Here is an 18,008-nt window from a genome sequence, read left to right as displayed (position 1 = left end):
AGCCCGAATGACCGACACGCCGACCAACGCCACCGTCATCCGCGTCGACACGCCGGCGCCCGGCATCCGGCTCCTGACGCTCGACGGGCCCGCGACGCGCAATTCGATCGGGCGCGTCCAGTACGAAGATCTGCGCGACGCGATCCGCGAGGCGGGCAGCGACCGCACGGTGCGGGCGGTGGTGCTGCAGGGCGCAGGCGGCTTCTTCTGTTCTGGCGGAAACGTGGCGACCCTGCAGGAAAGCCGCCGGCAGAGCCCGGCGCAGGTCGCGCGCAACACCGACGCGCTGGCGGCGATGATCCTGTCGATCCGGTCCTGTCCCAGGCCGGTGATCGCGGCGGTGGAGGGCGGGGCTGCCGGGCTGGGCGTCGCGCTCGCTTTGTCCTGCGACATGGTGGTGGCCGCGGACGGCGCGGCCTTCACGGTCGCCTATGTGAAGATCGGCCTGACGCCCGACGGCGGCACGCTGCATTTCCTGCGCGAAGCGCTGCCGCGGCAACTGGTGTCGGAGCTCTGCATGCTGGGGCGGCCGGTCCCGGCCGAACGGCTCTATGCGGCCGGCGCGGTGAACCGGATGACGCCGTCCGGCGGCGCGCTCGATGCGGCCATGGAACTCGCCGCCGCCTGTGCGGCGGGGCCGGCAGGCGCCATCGGCACCATCAAGGCGCAGGTGGACGAGGCGCCCCGGCTGGGGCTTTCCGCGCAGATCGAGGTCGAGAGCCGTGGGATCAACGCCGCGCGCTATGGCGACGAGGCGGGCGAGGGGCTGGCGGCCTTCCTGGAGAAGCGGCGGCCCCGCTTCCCGAACGGCGACACCGGAGGAGAGGGCGCATGATCCGCGACCAGGCGACGCTCGATGCGCTGCTGGCCGATGTCCGAAGCTGGGTGCGCGGCGTGGCACATCCCGCCGAGGACCGCGTGGCCGAGGCGAACGAGGTGCCGGATGACATCGTGCGCGACATGGCCGCGTGCGGCTATTTCGGCTGGTCCATTCCCGAAGCCTATGGCGGCCTCGGCCTGACCACGGAGGAGCTCGTCCTTGGCGCCATCGAGCTGTCGCAATGCGCGGTGGCCTTTCGCGCCCGGGTCGGCACCAACACCGGCATCGGCTCCGAGGCGCTGGTGGCCGACGGCACCGAGGAGCAGAAGCGGGAATACCTGCCGCGGCTCGCAACCGGCGAGATCACCGGCAGCTTTGCGCTGACCGAACCGGAAGCCGGCTCGGACGCGAGCGCGCTGACCACCGCGGCCCGGCGCGACGGCGGCGACTACGTCCTCGACGGCCTGAAGTGCTACATCACCAATGCGCCGATCGCCGGCCTGTTCACGGTGATGGCGCGGACCGACCCCGGCTCGACCGGCGCGCGCGGCGTCTCTGCCTTCATCGTCGAGCGCGACAGTCCCGGTCTGACCACGTCGGCGCCCTACCGGATGATGGGCCAGGCCGGCTCGCCCGTCGGCGAGGTGCGGTTCGACGGCGTCCGGGTCCCGGCCCGCAACCTGATCGGCGGCGTCGAGGGGCAGGGCTTCCGGACCGCCATGAAGGTGCTGAACAAGCAGCGCATCCATCTCGCGGCGCTGTGCACCGGCCCGGCGATCCGCATGCTGGACCTCGCGATGTACCATGCCGAGCGGCGCCGCCAGTCCGGCCGGGCGATCATCGACTTCCAGCTCGTTGCGGCCATGCTCGCCGATTGCCAGACCGAGATCGAGGCGGCGCGGGCGCTTATCCTGCAGACCGCGCGGGCGCGCGACGACGGCCGCGACATCGCGCTCGAGGCCTCGATCTGCAAGTATTTCGCCTCCGAAGCCTGCGGCCGGGTGGCGGATCGCTGCGTGCAGGTGTTCGGCGGTGCGGGCTACGTCGCCGACAACGCGCCGATCGAACGCTACTATCGCGACGTACGGCTGTTCCGCCTCTACGAGGGGACCAGCCAGATCCACCAGCTCAACATCGTCAGGCAGATGCGCAGGCGCCGGCAGGACGCCCGGGCGTGAAGCCCAGCGTCCACCTCGTGTCGGAGACGCCCGACCTCCTGGGCGAGAGCCCGGTGTGGGACCATCGCTCCGGCCGGCTGTTCTGGGTCGACGGCGTGGCGCGGCGCGTGCATGCCCTCGATCCGGAAAGCGGCGAGCGGTGGCAATGGACCGCGCCCTCGATGGTGGGCTCCATCGCGCTTGCGGGGGAGGGCGGGCTCGTCTGCGGCCTCGCCGACGGCATCTGGACGCTCGATCTGGCGAGCGGCCGTTTCGCGCCGCTGTTCAGGCCGCAACCGGCCGACCCCGCGATCCGCTTCAACGACGGCAAGACCGACCGCCAGGGCCGCTTCCTGTGCGGATCGATGGGCGTCCATGCCGAGCCGCTCGGCACGCTGTGGCGCGTCGACGAGACAGGCCGCGCGCAGGCGCTCGTCGGCGGCATCCGCATCTCCAACGCGCTCTGCCTCAGCCCCGACGGCCGCGTCCTGTATTTCGCCGACAGCCTGGAGCGCAGGATCCGCGCCTATGCCTACGGGCCGGACGAGGCGGATGTCGGCGAGGCGCGGGTCTTTGCCGACACGGCGGAATGGGATTCGGGGCCGGACGGCGCGACGGTGGACGCCGAAGGCTGCATCTGGACCTGCCTTGTCCGCGCCGGCCGGATCGCCCGCTTCACGCCGCAGGGCGTGCTCGACCGCCTGCTCGACGCGCCGACGGACCTGCCGTCCAGCCTGGCCTTCGGCGGACCCGGCCTCGACACGCTCTTCGTCACGTCGATCCGCGATTCGGGCTCTGGCCGGGCGGTCTCCACCCATCCGCGCGGCGGCTGCCTGCACGCGCTCACCGGCCTCGGTGTGCGCGGGATCGCCGAAACGCCGTACCGGCAAAAGGCGGGCATCTGAGGGTCGCAGGCCGGTGCCGGTATCCTCCAGGCTTCACCGATGGCAGAAGACGTCGGGAGCCCGGCCCCTGGGCTTACCGAAGGCCCCTGATCGAAGATCCACGCGAACAACCCGATCGAGCAAGTCGGCTTCGAGATCAAGCGACGCACCGACGCGGCGGGCATCGTCCCTGACGAGGACGCCATCGCCAGACTGGTCGTCGCCATCCTCATGGCGCAGAACGACGAACCGCCGTCCGAGGCGCCAGACACATGACGCTTGAGACCATCACCCGGACGGGCGATGATCGCCTCGTCGGGAAGCCGGCAGTGGTGCGCTGATCAGCCCCGGCGCACGCCGGATGGCATGGCGACCGACGCCGCCGGCCACCCCATGCGGTGCGACAAGACCGTCTTTGCTCTGCAGCGGTCGCGAAGCGATGCTCGAGGGATGAGGTCCGAATGCAGTCGACCATCACGTCGCGTTCATTGAACCCCCTGTCGCTGTGTCTGTGGGCATGCCTCCTTCTGTCGAGCGCCATGACCGTCGGAGCGCATGCGCAAGGGCTGCGACCGTCTCCGCCAACCGCGGAAGAACTGGCCGAACTCGGGCTGCTGGAACAGAGAATTCAAGTCGGTGCTGCCACGCGTTGGCTGCTCGTTCAGCCGCCTGTCGATCCGTCCCGGCCTGCCCCGGTGATTGTCCTCCTGCATGGCGGTACGCTGAGCATGCGGCGCAGCTTCGCAACCAATGCCGGTGCGACGCGCGGATGGCCTTCAGTGGCACGGCGCGAGAACGCGCTCCTGCTCGTTCCCAATGCCACGAATCCGAAAACAGGCGATCCGGCCAGCGATGATCAGGTGTGGAATGATCTCCGCCGTGGCGTGAACCGGGAAAGCAGCGCCGATGATGTCAGCTTCATTCTCGCGATGCTCGACTGGGCGCACGAGACCTACACGACCGATCGGTCGCGCGTGTATGTGACGGGCGGGTCCAACGGCGGAATGATGACGTTCCGCCTCCTGATGGAAGCACCCGAACGGTTCGCGGCGGCGGCCACCTTCGTTGCGTCGCTGCCGGACGACGACGCGCTTCTCGTGCGGCCCGCAAGGCCGACCCCGCTTCTCATCGCGCACGGCACGGCCGACCCGCTGGTGAAATGGGACGGTGGCGACATTGCGGGCGGTCGTGGCCGGATGCGCTCGGCCTCGGCATCCGTCGCGTGGTGGATCGCCGCCAACAAGGCATCGCCCGAGCCGGCGGTGACCTCCACGCTCCCGCACAGGAATCCGAAGGACAAATGCGTCATCGAGATGAAGCGCCATGCGCCGCAGGCCAATGGCGCTGTCGTCGAGGCCTACACGATGGTCGGCGGCGGCCACGCCATACCTTCTGCACGTTATCCAATTCCCGACAACCTTATCACGCGTCGCTATATCGGGGCGGTTTGCCAGGATGCCGAAGGCGCGGAACTGGCGTGGACATTCATGTCCCGCTACCGACGCTGATCCGGAATGGCCGCTCCGATGATCCGCCATTGCGACGCTCGTGGAGCGCGCGCGCTTGGGGCTTGAGCAGCCAAAAGGAATGGTGGGCGATGACAGGCTCGAACTGCCGACATCTTCGGTGTAAACGAAGCGCTCTACCAACTGAGCTAATCGCCCGGACCGGCGCGATTTAAGCGCTTTGGCGCCACTGCGCAAGTCGCGTGCGCGCCAAATTCATTCGATACCCTCGCGCTGCACCGCCACCAGCCGCCGCGCTGCGGCCCACGCTCCCGTCAGGCCCACGGTGTCCGGCCGCCCGTTCCGAGCCTGCTCCCGAAACCCTCCGGGCGGGTCCGCGCGGCCTCCCCCGCGCACCGCCGCCGGCCCTCGGGCAGGGGCTTCCGTAGGGGCATGCGGAGTGCCCCGACAACAAGTTCCGTTCGTTGCCTTTTTCGTCGGCTGAATGCGCCTGAATGCGCTTGACACTCCCACCCGAACCCCTTAATCACCCGGCCACGACGACGGGCGCAGCGCCGCCCCAGTCCAATGCGCGGGTGTAGCTCAGTCGGTTAGAGTGCCGGCCTGTCACGCCGGAGGTCGCGGGTTCGAGCCCCGTCACTCGCGCCATTTTCTTTCAAGGGCTTCACGCCTTTTCCCGCCCCGGTTTCAAGCTTTCGCCAGATCCGGGTTTCAAGTTTTTGGCCTCTTTCCGTCCCAGGCCAAGCAGTCTCCTCCTTCCCTTTTTGCGGGCTTCGTCGGCCGCGCGGACGGCTGCACGGTTGTCCGGTATGTAGACCTTCTGCAGCGTCTTCGACTGGTCGATCGAATTGCCCATCTTCGTCGAGATCGATTCGACGCAACCGCCGCCGGCGTTTTGAGGCAGAAAACACCGGGATGGGCCGCTGGCGCGCTTGCTCGAATCGTCCTTGGCCTTCTCCACCCGCTCGCTTCACGTCTGGCCCGCCAGGGCATCGAAACCATGCTTTCCTCGCTGTCCGTGATGGTGCAACCTGCAGAAACAACGGGCAAGCTCCAGACGGACGGTGCTACACATGCCGGCATTTTCCCGGTTTTCGCGATATTTTGAGGAAGTCGCCAAGCGCGGCTCGATCCGCAGCGCGGCAGAGATCCTGCGCATCGCGCCATCGGCGATCGACCGGCAGATCATTCTGGCCGAGAAGGAGCTGGGCGTTGCGCTGTTCGACCGGCTGCCGCAGGGGCTGCGGCTGACCGCGGCGGGCGAGCATCTGGTCTACAACCTGCGCCGCTGGAGACGCGAATACGACGCCGTCAAGGCCGAGATCGACGGCATCCAGGGGCTGCAGAGCGGGCGGATCACGCTTGCCGTCGCCGAGGCGATGGGAAACGAGCTGATGGCGACCCTGGTCGGCACCTTCCATGAGAAATATCCGAAGATCGTCATCTCGATCCATGTCGTGGGCGCCGGCGGCGTCCGCGAGATGGTCATGAGCGGCCATGCCGACCTCGGCCTCACCTACATGCCGACGGCCTACCGGGTGATGCGGGTGGAGCACACCATCGCGCTGACGCCGGGCATCGCGGTGCTGCCCGACCACCCGCTGGCCGGCAAGAGTTCGCTGAGGCTGCGCGACTGCCACGAGTTGCCGGTGATCATGCCCGAGGACGGCCTGCGGATCAGGACCTGCATGGATGCGGCGCTGGCCGCCACCGGCGTCACCCTGCACCCGGTGGCGACCTGCAACAATTTCAATCTGATGAAGGCGCTGGTGATGCAGAGGGTCGGCGTCGCGGTGCTCACCTGCGCCGAGGTTCTGTCCGAGCGACGCGCCGGGACCCTCGTCTTCCTGCCTTTCGCCGACACCGAGATTGCCAAGCTGTCGCTGTCGCTCGTCACCCCGAGCCATCCGTCGTCGGCGGCGCTGAAGATGGCGCGCGGGATCGTCAGCGCCATGGAGGAAATGGCTGAAACCGGCCTATCTAAAAAATAGGACACTCAATCCGATTTTTCGATATGGATTCCTAGAATTCATCCGGCCTATCATCCCTTCAACAATCAAGGGAACTAAAAACTCGGCCACGAGATGACATGCGGGAGTGCCTTCGGGGCGCGATGCCGACATGTTCCGAGCCGGATCAGCAAGTCGCGACATCGACAAGGCTCGGAGCCGTCACCGGTTTCGGGGATGGGAGCCCGCGTGCAGAATTTCACCCTCGACGTTTCCGAATTCCTGACCCACGTTGGGAAGGACGTGCCCCAGCCGGAGCAGTACAACTACGGGGTGACCCGCGACGGCATCCGCCATTTCGCCTACGCGGTGCCCGACACCAACGCCCTCTACCTCGACGACGCCTATGCCGCGGACACCCGCTGGCGGGGGATCATCGCGCCGCCCGGCTATCTCTACGCGCATGGCTCGCCGGCTTGGCTCGGCAAGTTTCCGGGCATCAAGGATGCGAACGGCAAGGAACTGTCCAACGCCGACAACGCCACGGAGGAATGGGAGTTCTTCAGGCCGGTCCGCGTCGGCGACACCATCCTCTCGCACGGCAAGATCGAGGATGCGACGCTCAAGCGGTCGCGCAAGCTCGGCGAATGCGTGCTGGTCAAGGAAGGCATGCGCTTCACCAACCAGAAGGGCGAGATCGTCGCCAAGCTGTCGTCCTACAGCTTCCGCTTCGACGGTGCGGCGACGGCCGAGCGCGGCGGCGTCGGCCAGTCCTATCCGCCCCTCGAGGACGGCCAGTTCACGCGCAACGTCTCGACCCCGCCACTGCTGCCGGGCACGCAGCCGACGCCGCAGCGCCGCTACGATGCGCCTCGCTTCTTCGAAGACGTGAACGAGGGCGACGACATCACGCCCTGGGAATACGGGCCGCTTATGGCCTTCGACATCGGGCGCTACAACGCTGCCACGATCGGCACCGGCTACGACCGCATCGGCCGCATGGGCCATATCCCCGACGCGTTTGCGCCGGGCGTGCTGCGCATCCAGTGGTTCGGCGCCATGCTGTCGCGCTGGGGCGGACCGGGCAGCTGGGTCACGCGGATATCGCAGCGCAACGAGGAATGGGTGCTGGTCGGCTACAGCATCACCTGCGGCGGCCGCGTCACCCGCAAGAAAGTCGTGGACGGACGGTGCCTGGTCGAGGCGGACATCTGGTGCCGCAGCGAACTCGGCTTCCAGACCAACAGCGGCGTGGCAGAGATCGAGCTGGAGAGCCGTGAACGGCCGACGCGGGCGAGGTGACAAAGCCATGAGCCGACTTGTCGAGGATTTGCCGAAGACCGAGCTCCACCTCCACATCGAGGGGTCGCTCGAGCCGTCGATGGTGATGGAACTGGCGCGCCGCAACAACGTGGACTTTCCTCACGCCACGGAGACCGAGCTTCTCGCCACCTACGAGTTCGACAATCTGGCCGGCTTCTCCAAGGTCTACCAGAGCAGTTCGCGCGTCCTGCGGACCGAGCGCGACTTCAACGAGCTGACGCAGGCCTACATGCGCCGTGTCCGGCAGGACAACGTCCGCCATGTCGAGATCGCTTTCGCGCCGCAGGGCGCGTCGAGTCGCGGCGTCGACCCCGTCATGGCGCTCGAAGGCGTGCTCGCCGGCTTCGAGGAGGCCAAGGCCGAGCACGGCATGACCGGCGGGATCATCATCGGCTGCCAGCGGCACCGAGGAATAGACGACGCGATGCGCATGCTCGACCAGGTCCGGCCCTATCGCGACCGGATCATGGCCATCGGCCTGGCGAGCCTTGAGGTCGGCAATCCGCCGAGCATCTATCGGCGGCTGTTCGAGGAGGCTCGCGAGCTCGGCTGGAAGGCGGTGGCCCATGCCGGCGAGGAAGGTCCTCCGGAATACATCTGGGAGGCGATCGACATCCTCAAGGTGGATCGCATCGACCATGGCGTCCGCTGCGAGGAGGACCCCGCCCTCATGCGCCGCCTCGCCGAGCAGCAGATCCCGCTCACCGTCTGCCCGCTGTCGAATGTCTACCTCAAGGTCTTCCCGACGCTCGAGCGCCACAACGTCGCCCGCCTGCTGAGGGCCGGTCTCTGCGTCACGATCAACTCCGACGATCCGCCCTATTTCGGCGGATACGTGAACGAGAACTACATCCAGTCGCAGGCTGCGCTCGGTCTCGGCGACGCTGAACTCGTCCAGCTGGCGCGCAACAGCTTCGTCGGCTCCTTCATGGACGACACCGAAAGGCAGCGGCACCTGGCAGACATCGATGCCGTCTGGCTCCGCCACGCCGGTGAAGCCGCGCCCGCCCACGTCCAGAATTGATGTAGGAATCAGCCCGTTGAACGCACCGCTCGATCATCTCCTTCCCGCGGCCGCCGGCCTCTCCGACGACGGCTGGGCCGCCCTGTCGCGGCCCCGCTCGATCGCGCTCGTCGGCGCCAGCGGCCGGGCCAGCAGCGTCTCCTTCACCTCGCGCTTCCTGCAGACCAACCAGGAACTCGGCTACGAGGGCGAGATCTTCCTCATCAACCCGAACCGCGACGAGATCCTCGGCCGCAAATGCTGGCCGAACGTCGCGGCCCTGCCGTCGGCGCCGGACGTCGTCATCATCAACCTTCCCGACGAAAAGGTGCTGGGTGCCGTCCATGAGGCGATCGCGGCCGGCGCCAAGGCGCTGATGATCCATTCCGGCGGCTTCGGCGAGCGCGGTCAGGCCGGCCTCGAGCGGGAGATCGAATTGAAGCAGGCCTGCGCGGCGGCCGGCGTCGCCGCGCTCGGTCCCAATTGCCTCGGCATCATGAACCTCGCCGGCAAGTGCTCCCTGTCCTCGTTCCGTACGCCGGCTAACGTCGTGCCCGGCGCAGTCGCGATGATCAGCGGCAGCGGATCGGTCGCCGGCATCCTGATGCACGTCGCCGGGCGGCACGGCATCTCCTTCGTTGCCTCCACCGGAAACGAGGCCGTCACCACCGCCGAGGACCTGATCGAGCGCGCGATTCTCGACGACGCGACGCGGCTGATCGTCTGCTTCATCGAGGCGCTGCGCCAGCCGGCGCGGTTGTTCGACCTCGCCCGCCGGGCGCATGCCGCGGGCAAGCCCATCGTCGTCGTCAAGGCCGGCCTCACCGAAAAGGGCGGCGAGGTGTCGCGCGGCCACACCGGCGCGCTCGCCGGGTCCGGCGCGGTCTACCGCCAGGCGTTCCGCCAGTCCGGCATCGTCCTGGTCGACGATTTCGACGAGATGCTGCAGACGGTCGAGCTGCTCATGGCCTTCCAGGAGATGCCGAAGGGCACGCGCGTCGGCATGCTGGGGACGTCGGGCGGCGAACTCGGCAACGTGACCGATCTGTGCGAAGCGCTGGGCGTCGAACTGCCGCCGCTGTCCGCCGCCACGCTGCGCACCTTGCAGGACTGGCTCGTGCTGCCGGCCGACGTCGTGCCGCGCAATCCCGTCGACGTCGGCACCGGGTTCAACTTCGACGGCACTTATGAGAACCGCATGCGCGGCGCGATCCGGGCGGTCGCCGCCGACTCCGCGATCGACGTTGTCGTCGTCCTGCAGGGCACGCATCGCGAGAGCGAGGACCTGCGCTTCTCCCTCAACCGGGAAATGATGAACGCCGCCGCGAGGGAGAACCTGGCGCGGACCAAGCCGGTGGTCGTGCTGGCCTGCCAGTCGGGCCGGCTCGACGAAGAGGTGGTCGCCGAGGTGAGGGCCGCCAACGTACCGGCCCTGCAGGGCGCGCGTGAGGGGCTTCGGGCGCTCGCGCACCTCGCAGACCTCCGGGTCCATCGCGCCGCCGCCCGGAGCGGAGACGTCGACCCCACGGCCCGGGTCGCCGCGCCGAAGGCCTGGGAAAACGGCTCGGTCGCGCAAGCCACCGTGTTCGAGATGCTGGCCGGGCAGGGGCTTCCGGTCCCCGTCACTGGCAGCGTGACCGACGCCGCTTCCGCCGCGGCGATGGTCGCCGGGCTCTGCACCGCGGCGGTGATGAAGATCGATACGCCGCGTGTCGTCCACAAGAGCGACATCGGCGGCGTCGCCCTCGGCGTCACCGGGGAGACCGCGGCCGCGACCTTCGACCGGCTGGTCGGATGCGTGTCGCCCGCGATCGGCGCCGTGGCGGGCGAGGCGATCTTCGTCAGCGAGCAGATCGAACCGGGCGTGGAACTCTATGTCGGCGCCAAGCGCGACGCGACGTTCGGCGCCGTGGTCGTCGTGGGCCTGGGCGGGCGCATGCTGGAGCGGCTGGACCAGACCGCCCTGCTGGTCACGCCGTTTGGCCGCGCCGACGCCCTGTCGGCCATCGAACGCAGCGGGGCGGCGAAGTACCTCGACGGCTTTCGCGGCGGGCCGGTGGCCGACCTCGACGCGATCGCGGACCTGGTCTGCCGGGTCGGCGCGATCGCGAGCGGACTGGGAGAGGCGCTCGAGGTGCTGGATCTCAACCCGGTGATCGTGTCGCACAAGCACAGGGGCGGCCGCGTCGCGGACGCCAGGTTGATCCTCAGCGAGGGAACGAGATCATGACGGAATACACAGCCATCTCCTTCGACGTCGACGCCAACGGCGAGACGTGCCTCCTGACGCTGCGGCGGCCGAGGAAGCTGAACACCATCACCGACCAGATGAACCTCGAGCTCCAGGACGCGCTCGCCCGCATCGAGGCCACGTCCGCCATCAAGGTCGTCGTGCTGACCGGCGAGGGACGGGCCTTCTCGGCCGGCTACGACGTGGGCGAAGGCGAGGACATGCCGGCCCGGACCCCGGCCTACTGGAAGTATCATTTCCGCCTCGCCTACAAGACGCTGCGGATGATCTGGGCGCTGCCGCAGCCCGTCGTCGCCAAGGTGCGCGGCGCCTGTCTCGGCGGCGGCATGGCGATGAGCATGGCCAGCGACCTGACCTACGCCTCCGACGAGGCCTTCTTCGGCGACGCCGAGATCAAGTTCGGCGGCGGCGGCAACATGTTTCCGGTGCTGCAGTGGATGATCGGCATGAAGGCGCTGACCGAGCTCATGCTGACCGGCCGCAACGTCCATGCGCCCGAGGCCGCCCGGCTGGGCATGATCAACGAGATGGTACCGGCCGACGAGCTCGACGCGCGCGTCGACCAGGTCGTGCGCCATCTCTGCCTGCTGCCGGAAGGCACGCTGGTGCGAAACAAGGAGGCCAAGCGGCGCTGGTACGAGCAGATGGGCCTCCCGGCGCTGGTGGCGATGAGCGAGGACAAGTCGGCGCTCGGCCTGTCGACCAGTGGGGAGAACGAGTTCACCCGCATCTCCAAGCGGGAAGGGGTGACCGCCGCGCTGCGGTGGCAGAAGCAGCGTTTCGAGACCGTGGGGGCATTTCGATGACGGATACGGCGTCCCGGACCGGCGGATTTGCACGGGCGACGCCCGCCGTGAAGCGTACTCAGGGACGCTACGCCGTCGAGACAAAGCGCTTCCTCGCCTGGCTCGCCAGCGCAATCCTGCTGCTGTTCTTCTGGCAGTGGTACGTGACCCACTTCAAGGTGTCGCCGGCCGTCTTCCCGACGCCGTTGGCGGTCTGGGAATCGCTGGTCGTCAACATCGCCGACGGCACCTTCCTGCGCGACCTCTACATCACGCTGAAGGAGGTGATGATCGGGTTCTCGATCGGCAGCAGCCTCGGCTTCCTGCTCGCGCTGGCGATCTCCGAGTTCCGGCCGGTCAAGACGATCCTCTACCCCTACATCATCGCCTTCCAGTCGGTGCCCAAGTCGGCGCTGGCGCCGATGTTTCTCATCTGGTTCGGCTTCGGCATCGAATCCAAGGTGGCGCTGGTCGTCGCGGCGGTTTTCTTCCCGGTGCTGATCAACACGCTATCGGGCCTCGACCGGACCGATCCCGACCAGCTCGACATGCTTCGCGCCTATTGCGGCAAGCGTTGGCGCGTCTTCCTGCGCTGCAAGCTTCCGAGCGCGCTGCCGCCGCTGTTCGCGGGGCTCGAACTTGCCATCGTCATGGCCATGATCTCGGCCGTGGTCTCGGAACTCCTGGGTTCGGTCGGCGGCCTCGGCTACCGCATCCTGACCTTCAACACGAATCTCGACATGGCCGGCCAGTTCGCCTGTCTCATCCTGCTTTCCATGACGGGGTTCACCCTCCACTCGATCGTCAAGTTCGTCGGCAACCGGATGATTTTCTGGGGGCGGGCGCGCGACAAGTAGCCACTTCAAGAACGTAACAACAAAGGGGAATGACATGAAGAAGCTGATGAAGGCCCTGCTCGGGGCGGCCCTCGGTATCGGGCTCATGGGCGCCGGCGCCGCCATGGCGCAGGATCTGAAGGAAGTCACCTACGCCATCGCCACGGCCGACCTGAACGTCGGCTATCCCTTCGCCACGCTGGCCAAGGAGCTCGGCTATTTCGAGGAGGAGGGGCTGGACGTCGACATCGTGCCAGGACAGTCGTCGGCCGCGACGGCGCAGCTTCTCCTGACGGGGCGCGCCAATGTCGGCGTCGCCCAGCCGGATCCGGTGATGATCCAGCGCGCCAACGCCGCCATCCCGCTCGTCTCCTTCTATGCGATCAGCCGCCGCGGCACCAACGTCTTCATCGTCAAGCCGGATTCGCCGGTCCAGTCGCTCAAGGACATGAAGGGCAAGACGGTGGGGGTTGGCGACCTGGGTTCGGGGAGTGTGAACTACCTGCGTTATCGCCTGGCAGCCGAGGGCATGAGCATGAACGACATCCAGCTGATCGCCACCGGCTACGGCACACCCGGCTTCGAGGCGCTGAAGAGCGGCGCAGTCGACATGTCGATCAGCTTCTCCGGCGGCGTCGCCCGCATGAAGGTCGCCGGCTACGACGTGCGGATCCTGCCCCAGCCCGAAACGGAGCGGACCCAGTACAGCTACAACCTGTTTGCGCAGGAGGACTACATCGCGGCCAATCCCGACATCATCGCGGGTCTCGGCCGCGCCACCGCCAAGGCGACCGTCTACCTGAAGAACAATCCGGAAGCCGCCGTGCGCGCCTTCTGGTCCTATTCGCCCGACCGCGCGCCCAAAGACCTGAACGACAAGGCCGCCATGGAGCGCGACCTGGCCATCCTGTCGGCCCAGATCCGCGACATGGCCGCCGACGAGAACGCCGACGACTTCGCCTGGGGCAGCCAGGACGCCGCGATCTACGCCAAGATCCAAGCCTACCTGCTGGAGGTCGGCCTGATCAAGGAAGCGAAGGACCCGTCCATCTATTTCGACAACCGCTTCGCCGATGCCTACACCGACTTCGACCCGGCGCCGATCGCCGCCGCGGCCAAGGCCGCCAACTGAGACGCCCGGCCGGCGGCCAAGGCCGCCGGCCCTTCCTCCAGACGGGAGACCGAACGATGACGCTCGTGTCAGACGCCATCCGCTTTCAGGACGTGGGCAAGACCTTCCAGACGCGGGAAGGCAAGCCGCTGATTGCCCTGGAGACGGTCAATTTCGAGGTCGGCGCCGGCGAGTTCGTGTCGCTGCTCGGCCCGAGCGGCTGTGGCAAGACGACCCTGTTGCGCATGGTGGCCGGGCTGCTCTCGCCGAGCTGGGGCCGCATCGTCGTCGGCGGCAGCGACGTCACTGCGCCGCGGCCGGATTTCGGCATCGTCTTCCAGCAGCCGCTGCTCTTGCCCTGGCTGTCGGTGATGAGCAACGTCCTTTTGCCCGTCGACGTCCAGGGACGCCGCGTGGCCGACTACCGCGACGAGGCCATGCGTCTCATCGAGATGGTCGGCCTGAAGGGCTTCGAGCAGCGCTTTCCCTCGGAACTGTCGGGCGGCATGCAGCAGCGCGTGGCGCTGGCGCGCGGGCTGATCCACGACCCGCGCCTGCTGCTGATGGACGAGCCCTTCGCCGCGCTCGACGCACTGACGCGCGAGCAGATGAACATCGAGCTGCAGCGCATCTGGTCGGCCAACAGGAAGACGGTCCTGTTCGTCACCCACGGCATCCAGGAGGCGGTGTTCCTGTCGGACCGCGTGGTCGTCATGAGCGCGCGCCCCGGCCGCATCGCGCGCATCGTCGACGTGCCCTTCGAGCGGCCCCGCCACCCCCGGCTGATGGGCACCGCCGCCTTCGCCGAGATTGCCGCGGAGATAAGGGCGATCTTCGACGCTTCGCACGGCGAAGACGACAGGACGGAGGCCGCCGCTTAGGGGGCCTTCAAGTCTGGTTCCATGTGCTGCAAAACCGGCTGCAACGAAGAATCGCCGTTCTCGCACTCGCCGCCGGGACGGCCGCCAATGGGCTCGGGATAGGTACTCCGGATCGGCGTGCGTGATTTGCACGCCAGTTTGCAGCCGCCATCGCGCGCCGCGTTCGTCGTCACCCTTGACCCGCCTGCCGAAAACCCCGACCTTTCCGGACGATCAAGCGAAAGGGCGGCGAAGGCTTTGGACGCGAATACCGAGACCATCCGGCCGCCTCGGGCCACGCCGTCCCGCCGGGCGCCCGTGCCCGCTGCGCCCGCGCGCGAGGTGGAGCTCAAGCTGGTGGCGCCGCCGGATGCCCTCGACGCGCTCGCATCGGCGGAGATCGTGCTGGCCGCATCGCGCAATGCCGGGACGGTGCGCAACCTCGCCTCGACCTATTTCGATACGCCCGGCCGCGATCTGACGAAGGCGGGCTTTGCGCTGCGCGTGCGCAGCGTCGGCCGCAGGCGGATCATGACGGTGAAGACGGCCGGCGGCGCTGCGGCCGACGGCCTCGTCGGCCGCGGCGAGTGGGAGGTCGACGTCGCGGGAGAGATGCCCGACCTCGCTGCCCTGCCGGACGCCGTGCCGCAGGCGTTCCGCGACATCGTTGCCGAGGCGCCGCTCGAAGCGGTCGTTGCCACCCGGGTGCGCCGCCGGGCGCGCAAGCTCGACCTGCCTTCCGCCTGCATCGAGCTTGCCGTCGACACCGGCACCGTGGAGGCGGGCGGCCGCACGGAGCCGCTGAGCGAGATCGAGCTCGAACTCGTCTCCGGCGAGGTGAGTGCGCTCTACGACGTGGCGCTGGCCATGCTGGAGCGTGGTCCCGCCGAAATGAGCCTCTATTCGAAGGCGGCGCGGGGCTTCGACCTCGCCTTCGACCGGCCGCCGGCGTGGCGCAAGCCGCGCCGGGCGGCGATCGCGCGCTCCGCCGCGCTCGACGATGCTTTCGCGGCCATGCTGTCGGAAGCGCTGCGGCATTTCCTGGACAACCGGCCGGCGGCGCTCGACGGCCGCGACGCCGAAGGCATCCACCAGACGCGGGTCGCGCTGCGGCGCCTGCGCACCATCCTCAAGGTGATGGCCGGGGCGACGGGAAGTACCGCGGCGCAGGATTTCGCCGCGGATGCGAAGTGGCTCGCCGGCGAACAGGGCGATGCGCGCGGCTTTGACGTCTTCCTGGCCGAAACCGTCCCGCCCGTCGAGGCCGCCTGCGCCGATCCGTCCGGCTTCGACGCGGTCCGCGCGACCGCAAACCCGCTGCGCGAGGATGGCTATGGCCGCGCCCGCGCCGCCTTCCACGACCGGGCCGCGCTGCGGCTGCCGCTGGCGCTCGCCCGCTGGATCGAACTGCGCGGCTGGCGCGAAGGCGCCGCGCCCGAGACGCTGGCGCGCCTGGCCGAACCGGCGGCGGGCCTCGCCCGCGACCTGCTCGACCGGCAGCACCGCAAGGTGCTGAAGCGCGGCCGGCGGTTCGGCAGGCTGGATGCAGAGGGGCGGCACGAGGTGCGCCTGGCGGTGAAGAAGCTGCGCTACCTCAGCGACTTCCTCTTGCCGCTGTGCACGAAGGACAAGAAGGCCGCGGCCTTCGCCCGGGCGCTGTCGCGGCTGCAGGACGGGCTCGGCCGCTACAACGACATCGCCACCACCGACCCGCTGCTGGACAGGCTCGCCGCGGGCGATGCGCCGGCAGCGGTCCACCGCGCCTGCGGCGAGATCCGCGGCTGGCAGGCGCGTGATCTCGAAGCGACCGAGGACCGGCTCCTGTCCGGCTGGAAGGCCTTCGCCTCAGTGAAGCCGCCCTGGTCCGATTGAGGCATCGGCGCGGTCCGGCGCGGGCGGCGGGTAGAGCCGGCCAAGCAGGATCGGCGTCAGGTACATCGGCACCTGGTAGCAGCCGATGAACAGCAGCAGCGGCTCGGTCACGGCCGCCGGCAGCGCCGTCAGGAAGAGCGCGATGTTGCGGTTGCCTGCGATGATGCCGAGCGGCGCCACGAACCGCTCCGGCGCCGTCCGCCTGAGGATCGTCGCCGCCGCGATCTGCAGGCCGAAATTGCCGGCAAATGCGGCGCCGAGCGCCAGCGCCAGGTCGGCCGGCCTCTCGCGGATGGCCGGACCCACCGCCGACATCAGGCCCACCACCACGATCGCCATCGCGATCGCCGACACCCCGTCGAGGGCAGCGACGGCCGCGGGCGAGGGGTTTGGGACGAGGAAGCCGCGGATCAGGAAGGCCGCTCCCGCCGCGCCGCCGATGATGACCAGCAGCCGGCCCGCCGAACCGACCACCGCACCGGCCTCGCCGAGCAGCGGCGCGAGCCAGAACACCGGCACGACCGTGAGCGGCAGGATGGCGGTGCCCAGAACCATCAGCCTGAGCGCCGGGGCCGGATCGTTGCCGGTCATCACCGTCAGGTTCGGGCTGCCCGAGATCGGCGCGGCCGCCGCCATCAGCACCAGCCCCGTCGCCAGCGGCCCGTGCCAGCCGATGAGGCCGAAGGCCGCGATGAAGGCGACCGGCAGCGCCACCTGGTAGATCAGCGCCACGCCGATCGACGCCCGGATGTCGGAGAGCACGCCGAAGGCCTGGCGCGGGCCAACGCGAAGCGCAGCGATGAACAGGAGCCCGGCCACCAGTTCCGCGATCCAGTCGCGCATGGCGAGCGCCACGCCCGGCAGCAGGATGCCCGCCACCAGCCCCGCCACCAGCACGCTGCGGCCGTGGCGGGCGGGCCAGGCGAGCAGCGCGGCGGCGGTCATGCGATGCCCCGCGCGACGAGCAGCACCGCCGCCATGCCGGCCATGGCGAGCAGGGCCGGGCGGTAGCGCCGGTCGAAGCGCCCGCGCAGCCGCCGGGCGATGACGATGCCCGCCAGCATCGGCGGCAGCATCAGCGCGGCCAGCGCCACGTCGCGGAGGCCGGCATGGCCGCTCATCCACAGGCCGGCGAGCGCGAGCAGGCAGCCGAGCGCGAAGAAGGCGGCGAGCGTCGGGCGCGCTTCCGCGGCGGGGCGGTCCTGGTAGATCAGCGCCAGCGGCGGCGCGCCGACCGAGGTTATGGTGGCCATCAGGCCCGACAGTGCCGATACCCCGATCAGGTTGGGCCGGTTGAACGGGATGCGCCGGCCGAACACCGACATCGCCACGGCGAGGCCTACCATCAGGCCGAAGGCGATCGAGAAGCCGCGCTCGTCGCTCAGGACGGCCAGCACGCCGGTCGCCGCCGCCACCCCGGCCACGCGGCCGATCGCGCCCGTCGCGACCTCGTTCCAGGCGATCGCCCGGCGTTCGCTCAACGCGCCCCAGCCGGAGCTCAGCATGCCCAGGATCAGCGTCGGCACCGGCACGAGCTCCGGGTCGATCAGCGCCAGCAGCGGCGCCGCGGTCAGGCCGAAGCCCATGCCGAGCCCCAGCTGCACGATCGCTGCCGCGACGATGATCAGCCCGACGACGGCAAGCCAGGGCGCCGGAAGGCCCGTATAGGCGACGAGGTCCATGCTCTCCGC

The 18,008-nt window shown here is 68.9% G+C and carries 17 protein-coding genes and 2 tRNA genes; 15 read left to right on the top strand and 4 right to left on the bottom strand.

Going from position 1 to position 18,008, the window contains the following annotated elements; all coding sequences use genetic code 11:
* Window positions 1-7 precede the first annotated feature (7 nt).
* The 5 genes from N1F91_RS14455 (at window position 8) to N1F91_RS14435 (ending at window position 4,369) form a co-directional block, all read left to right on the top strand.
* Window positions 8-835, top strand: a complete 828-nt coding sequence (locus N1F91_RS14455; protein ID WP_289993069.1) for an oxepin-CoA hydrolase, alternative type — start codon at window positions 8-10, stop codon at window positions 833-835.
* Entirely contained in the window at window positions 832-1,998 is a 1,167-nt protein-coding gene (locus N1F91_RS14450; protein ID WP_289993068.1) for an acyl-CoA dehydrogenase family protein, read from the top strand. The genes N1F91_RS14455 and N1F91_RS14450 overlap by 4 nt, the downstream gene beginning before the upstream one ends.
* Complete coding sequence (locus tag N1F91_RS14445; protein ID WP_289993067.1) at window positions 1,995-2,882, top strand: SMP-30/gluconolactonase/LRE family protein; 888 nt, start codon at window positions 1,995-1,997, stop codon at window positions 2,880-2,882. Before N1F91_RS14450 ends, N1F91_RS14445 begins: the two co-directional genes overlap by 4 nt.
* Window positions 2,883-2,978: 96 nt before the next feature.
* Entirely contained in the window at window positions 2,979-3,137 is a 159-nt protein-coding gene (locus N1F91_RS14440; RefSeq protein WP_354670545.1) for a transposase, read from the top strand.
* Window positions 3,138-3,322: 185 nt separating this feature from the next.
* The gene (locus N1F91_RS14435) at window positions 3,323-4,369 is read left to right on the top strand and encodes a prolyl oligopeptidase family serine peptidase (RefSeq protein WP_289993064.1); all 1,047 of its coding nucleotides are present in this window, start codon (window positions 3,323-3,325) and stop codon (window positions 4,367-4,369) included.
* 80 nt (window positions 4,370-4,449) lie between these two features.
* On the opposite strand, the gene N1F91_RS14430 is transcribed toward N1F91_RS14435, so the two are convergent.
* A tRNA-Val gene (locus N1F91_RS14430) sits at window positions 4,450-4,525 on the bottom strand.
* Between the two features lie 373 nt (window positions 4,526-4,898).
* On the opposite strand from N1F91_RS14430, the gene N1F91_RS14425 reads away from it, so the two are divergent.
* Window positions 4,899-4,975, top strand: a tRNA-Asp gene (locus N1F91_RS14425).
* 16 nt (window positions 4,976-4,991) lie between these two features.
* Here N1F91_RS14425 and N1F91_RS14420 read toward each other — a convergent pair.
* Window positions 4,992-5,288 (bottom strand): hypothetical protein, encoded by a 297-nt coding sequence (locus tag N1F91_RS14420; protein WP_289993062.1) that lies wholly within the window; start codon window positions 5,286-5,288, stop codon window positions 4,992-4,994.
* Between the two features lie 112 nt (window positions 5,289-5,400).
* On the opposite strand from N1F91_RS14420, the gene N1F91_RS14415 reads away from it, so the two are divergent.
* The 9 genes from N1F91_RS14415 to N1F91_RS14375 all read left to right on the top strand — a co-directional run bounded on the left by N1F91_RS14415 (window position 5,401) and on the right by N1F91_RS14375 (window position 16,317).
* Window positions 5,401-6,318, top strand: a complete 918-nt coding sequence (locus tag N1F91_RS14415; RefSeq protein WP_289993061.1) for a LysR family transcriptional regulator — start codon at window positions 5,401-5,403, stop codon at window positions 6,316-6,318.
* 207 nt (window positions 6,319-6,525) lie between these two features.
* Complete coding sequence (locus N1F91_RS14410) at window positions 6,526-7,578, top strand: MaoC family dehydratase N-terminal domain-containing protein (protein WP_289993060.1); 1,053 nt, start codon at window positions 6,526-6,528, stop codon at window positions 7,576-7,578.
* Window positions 7,579-7,585: 7 nt separating this feature from the next.
* On the top strand, window positions 7,586-8,623 hold the full coding sequence (locus N1F91_RS14405; RefSeq protein ID WP_289993059.1) for an adenosine deaminase: 1,038 nt from the start codon (window positions 7,586-7,588) through the stop codon (window positions 8,621-8,623).
* Window positions 8,624-8,639: 16 nt separating this feature from the next.
* Window positions 8,640-10,832 (top strand): acetate--CoA ligase family protein, encoded by a 2,193-nt coding sequence (locus N1F91_RS14400; RefSeq protein ID WP_289993058.1) that lies wholly within the window; start codon window positions 8,640-8,642, stop codon window positions 10,830-10,832.
* On the top strand, window positions 10,829-11,659 hold the full coding sequence (locus N1F91_RS14395; RefSeq protein WP_289993055.1) for an enoyl-CoA hydratase/isomerase family protein: 831 nt from the start codon (window positions 10,829-10,831) through the stop codon (window positions 11,657-11,659). Before N1F91_RS14400 ends, N1F91_RS14395 begins: the two co-directional genes overlap by 4 nt.
* 47 nt (window positions 11,660-11,706) lie before the next feature.
* Entirely contained in the window at window positions 11,707-12,495 is a 789-nt protein-coding gene (locus tag N1F91_RS14390) for an ABC transporter permease (protein WP_289993053.1), read from the top strand.
* A gap of 34 nt (window positions 12,496-12,529) precedes the next feature.
* Complete coding sequence (locus N1F91_RS14385) at window positions 12,530-13,606, top strand: ABC transporter substrate-binding protein (protein ID WP_289993052.1); 1,077 nt, start codon at window positions 12,530-12,532, stop codon at window positions 13,604-13,606.
* A gap of 56 nt (window positions 13,607-13,662) precedes the next feature.
* Window positions 13,663-14,466, top strand: coding sequence for an ABC transporter ATP-binding protein (locus tag N1F91_RS14380; RefSeq protein ID WP_289993050.1), 804 nt, complete (start codon window positions 13,663-13,665; stop codon window positions 14,464-14,466).
* Between the two features lie 297 nt (window positions 14,467-14,763).
* Window positions 14,764-16,317: a CYTH and CHAD domain-containing protein gene (locus N1F91_RS14375; protein ID WP_289993049.1), complete on the top strand. Its 1,554-nt coding sequence runs from the start codon at window positions 14,764-14,766 to the stop codon at window positions 16,315-16,317.
* Here the strand turns inward: N1F91_RS14375 and N1F91_RS14370 are convergent.
* Entirely contained in the window at window positions 16,291-17,262 is a 972-nt protein-coding gene (locus tag N1F91_RS14370; protein WP_289993046.1) for a hypothetical protein, read from the bottom strand. The genes N1F91_RS14375 and N1F91_RS14370 overlap by 27 nt on opposite strands.
* Complete coding sequence (locus N1F91_RS14365; protein WP_289993045.1) at window positions 17,259-17,999, bottom strand: TSUP family transporter; 741 nt, start codon at window positions 17,997-17,999, stop codon at window positions 17,259-17,261. The genes N1F91_RS14370 and N1F91_RS14365 overlap by 4 nt, the downstream gene beginning before the upstream one ends.
* Window positions 18,000-18,008 lie beyond the last annotated feature (9 nt).

The organism is Aquibium sp. ELW1220, from assembly GCF_030398385.1.
In the GTDB taxonomy this organism is placed as follows: Bacteria; Pseudomonadota; Alphaproteobacteria; order Rhizobiales; family Rhizobiaceae; genus Aquibium.
Note: the sequence above shows the minus strand (reverse complement) of the source record. Positions and strands in the feature narration are given on the sequence as shown.

Excerpts from the sequence above, each read along its gene's own strand:
- N1F91_RS14455 (WP_289993069.1), top strand. The coding sequence starts at position 8 with ATGACCGACACGCCGACCAACGCCACCGTCATCCGCGTCGACACGCCG.
- N1F91_RS14450 (WP_289993068.1), top strand. The coding sequence starts at position 832 with ATGATCCGCGACCAGGCGACGCTCGATGCGCTGCTGGCCGATGTCCGA.
- N1F91_RS14435 (WP_289993064.1), top strand. The coding sequence starts at position 3,323 with ATGCAGTCGACCATCACGTCGCGTTCATTGAACCCCCTGTCGCTGTGT.
- N1F91_RS14415 (WP_289993061.1), top strand. The coding sequence starts at position 5,401 with ATGCCGGCATTTTCCCGGTTTTCGCGATATTTTGAGGAAGTCGCCAAG.
- N1F91_RS14405 (WP_289993059.1), top strand. The coding sequence starts at position 7,586 with ATGAGCCGACTTGTCGAGGATTTGCCGAAGACCGAGCTCCACCTCCAC.
- N1F91_RS14395 (WP_289993055.1), top strand. The coding sequence starts at position 10,829 with ATGACGGAATACACAGCCATCTCCTTCGACGTCGACGCCAACGGCGAG.
- N1F91_RS14385 (WP_289993052.1), top strand. The coding sequence starts at position 12,530 with ATGAAGAAGCTGATGAAGGCCCTGCTCGGGGCGGCCCTCGGTATCGGG.
- N1F91_RS14380 (WP_289993050.1), top strand. The coding sequence starts at position 13,663 with ATGACGCTCGTGTCAGACGCCATCCGCTTTCAGGACGTGGGCAAGACC.
- N1F91_RS14370 (WP_289993046.1), bottom strand. The coding sequence starts at position 17,262 with ATGACCGCCGCCGCGCTGCTCGCCTGGCCCGCCCGCCACGGCCGCAGC.
- N1F91_RS14365 (WP_289993045.1), bottom strand. The coding sequence starts at position 17,999 with ATGGACCTCGTCGCCTATACGGGCCTTCCGGCGCCCTGGCTTGCCGTC.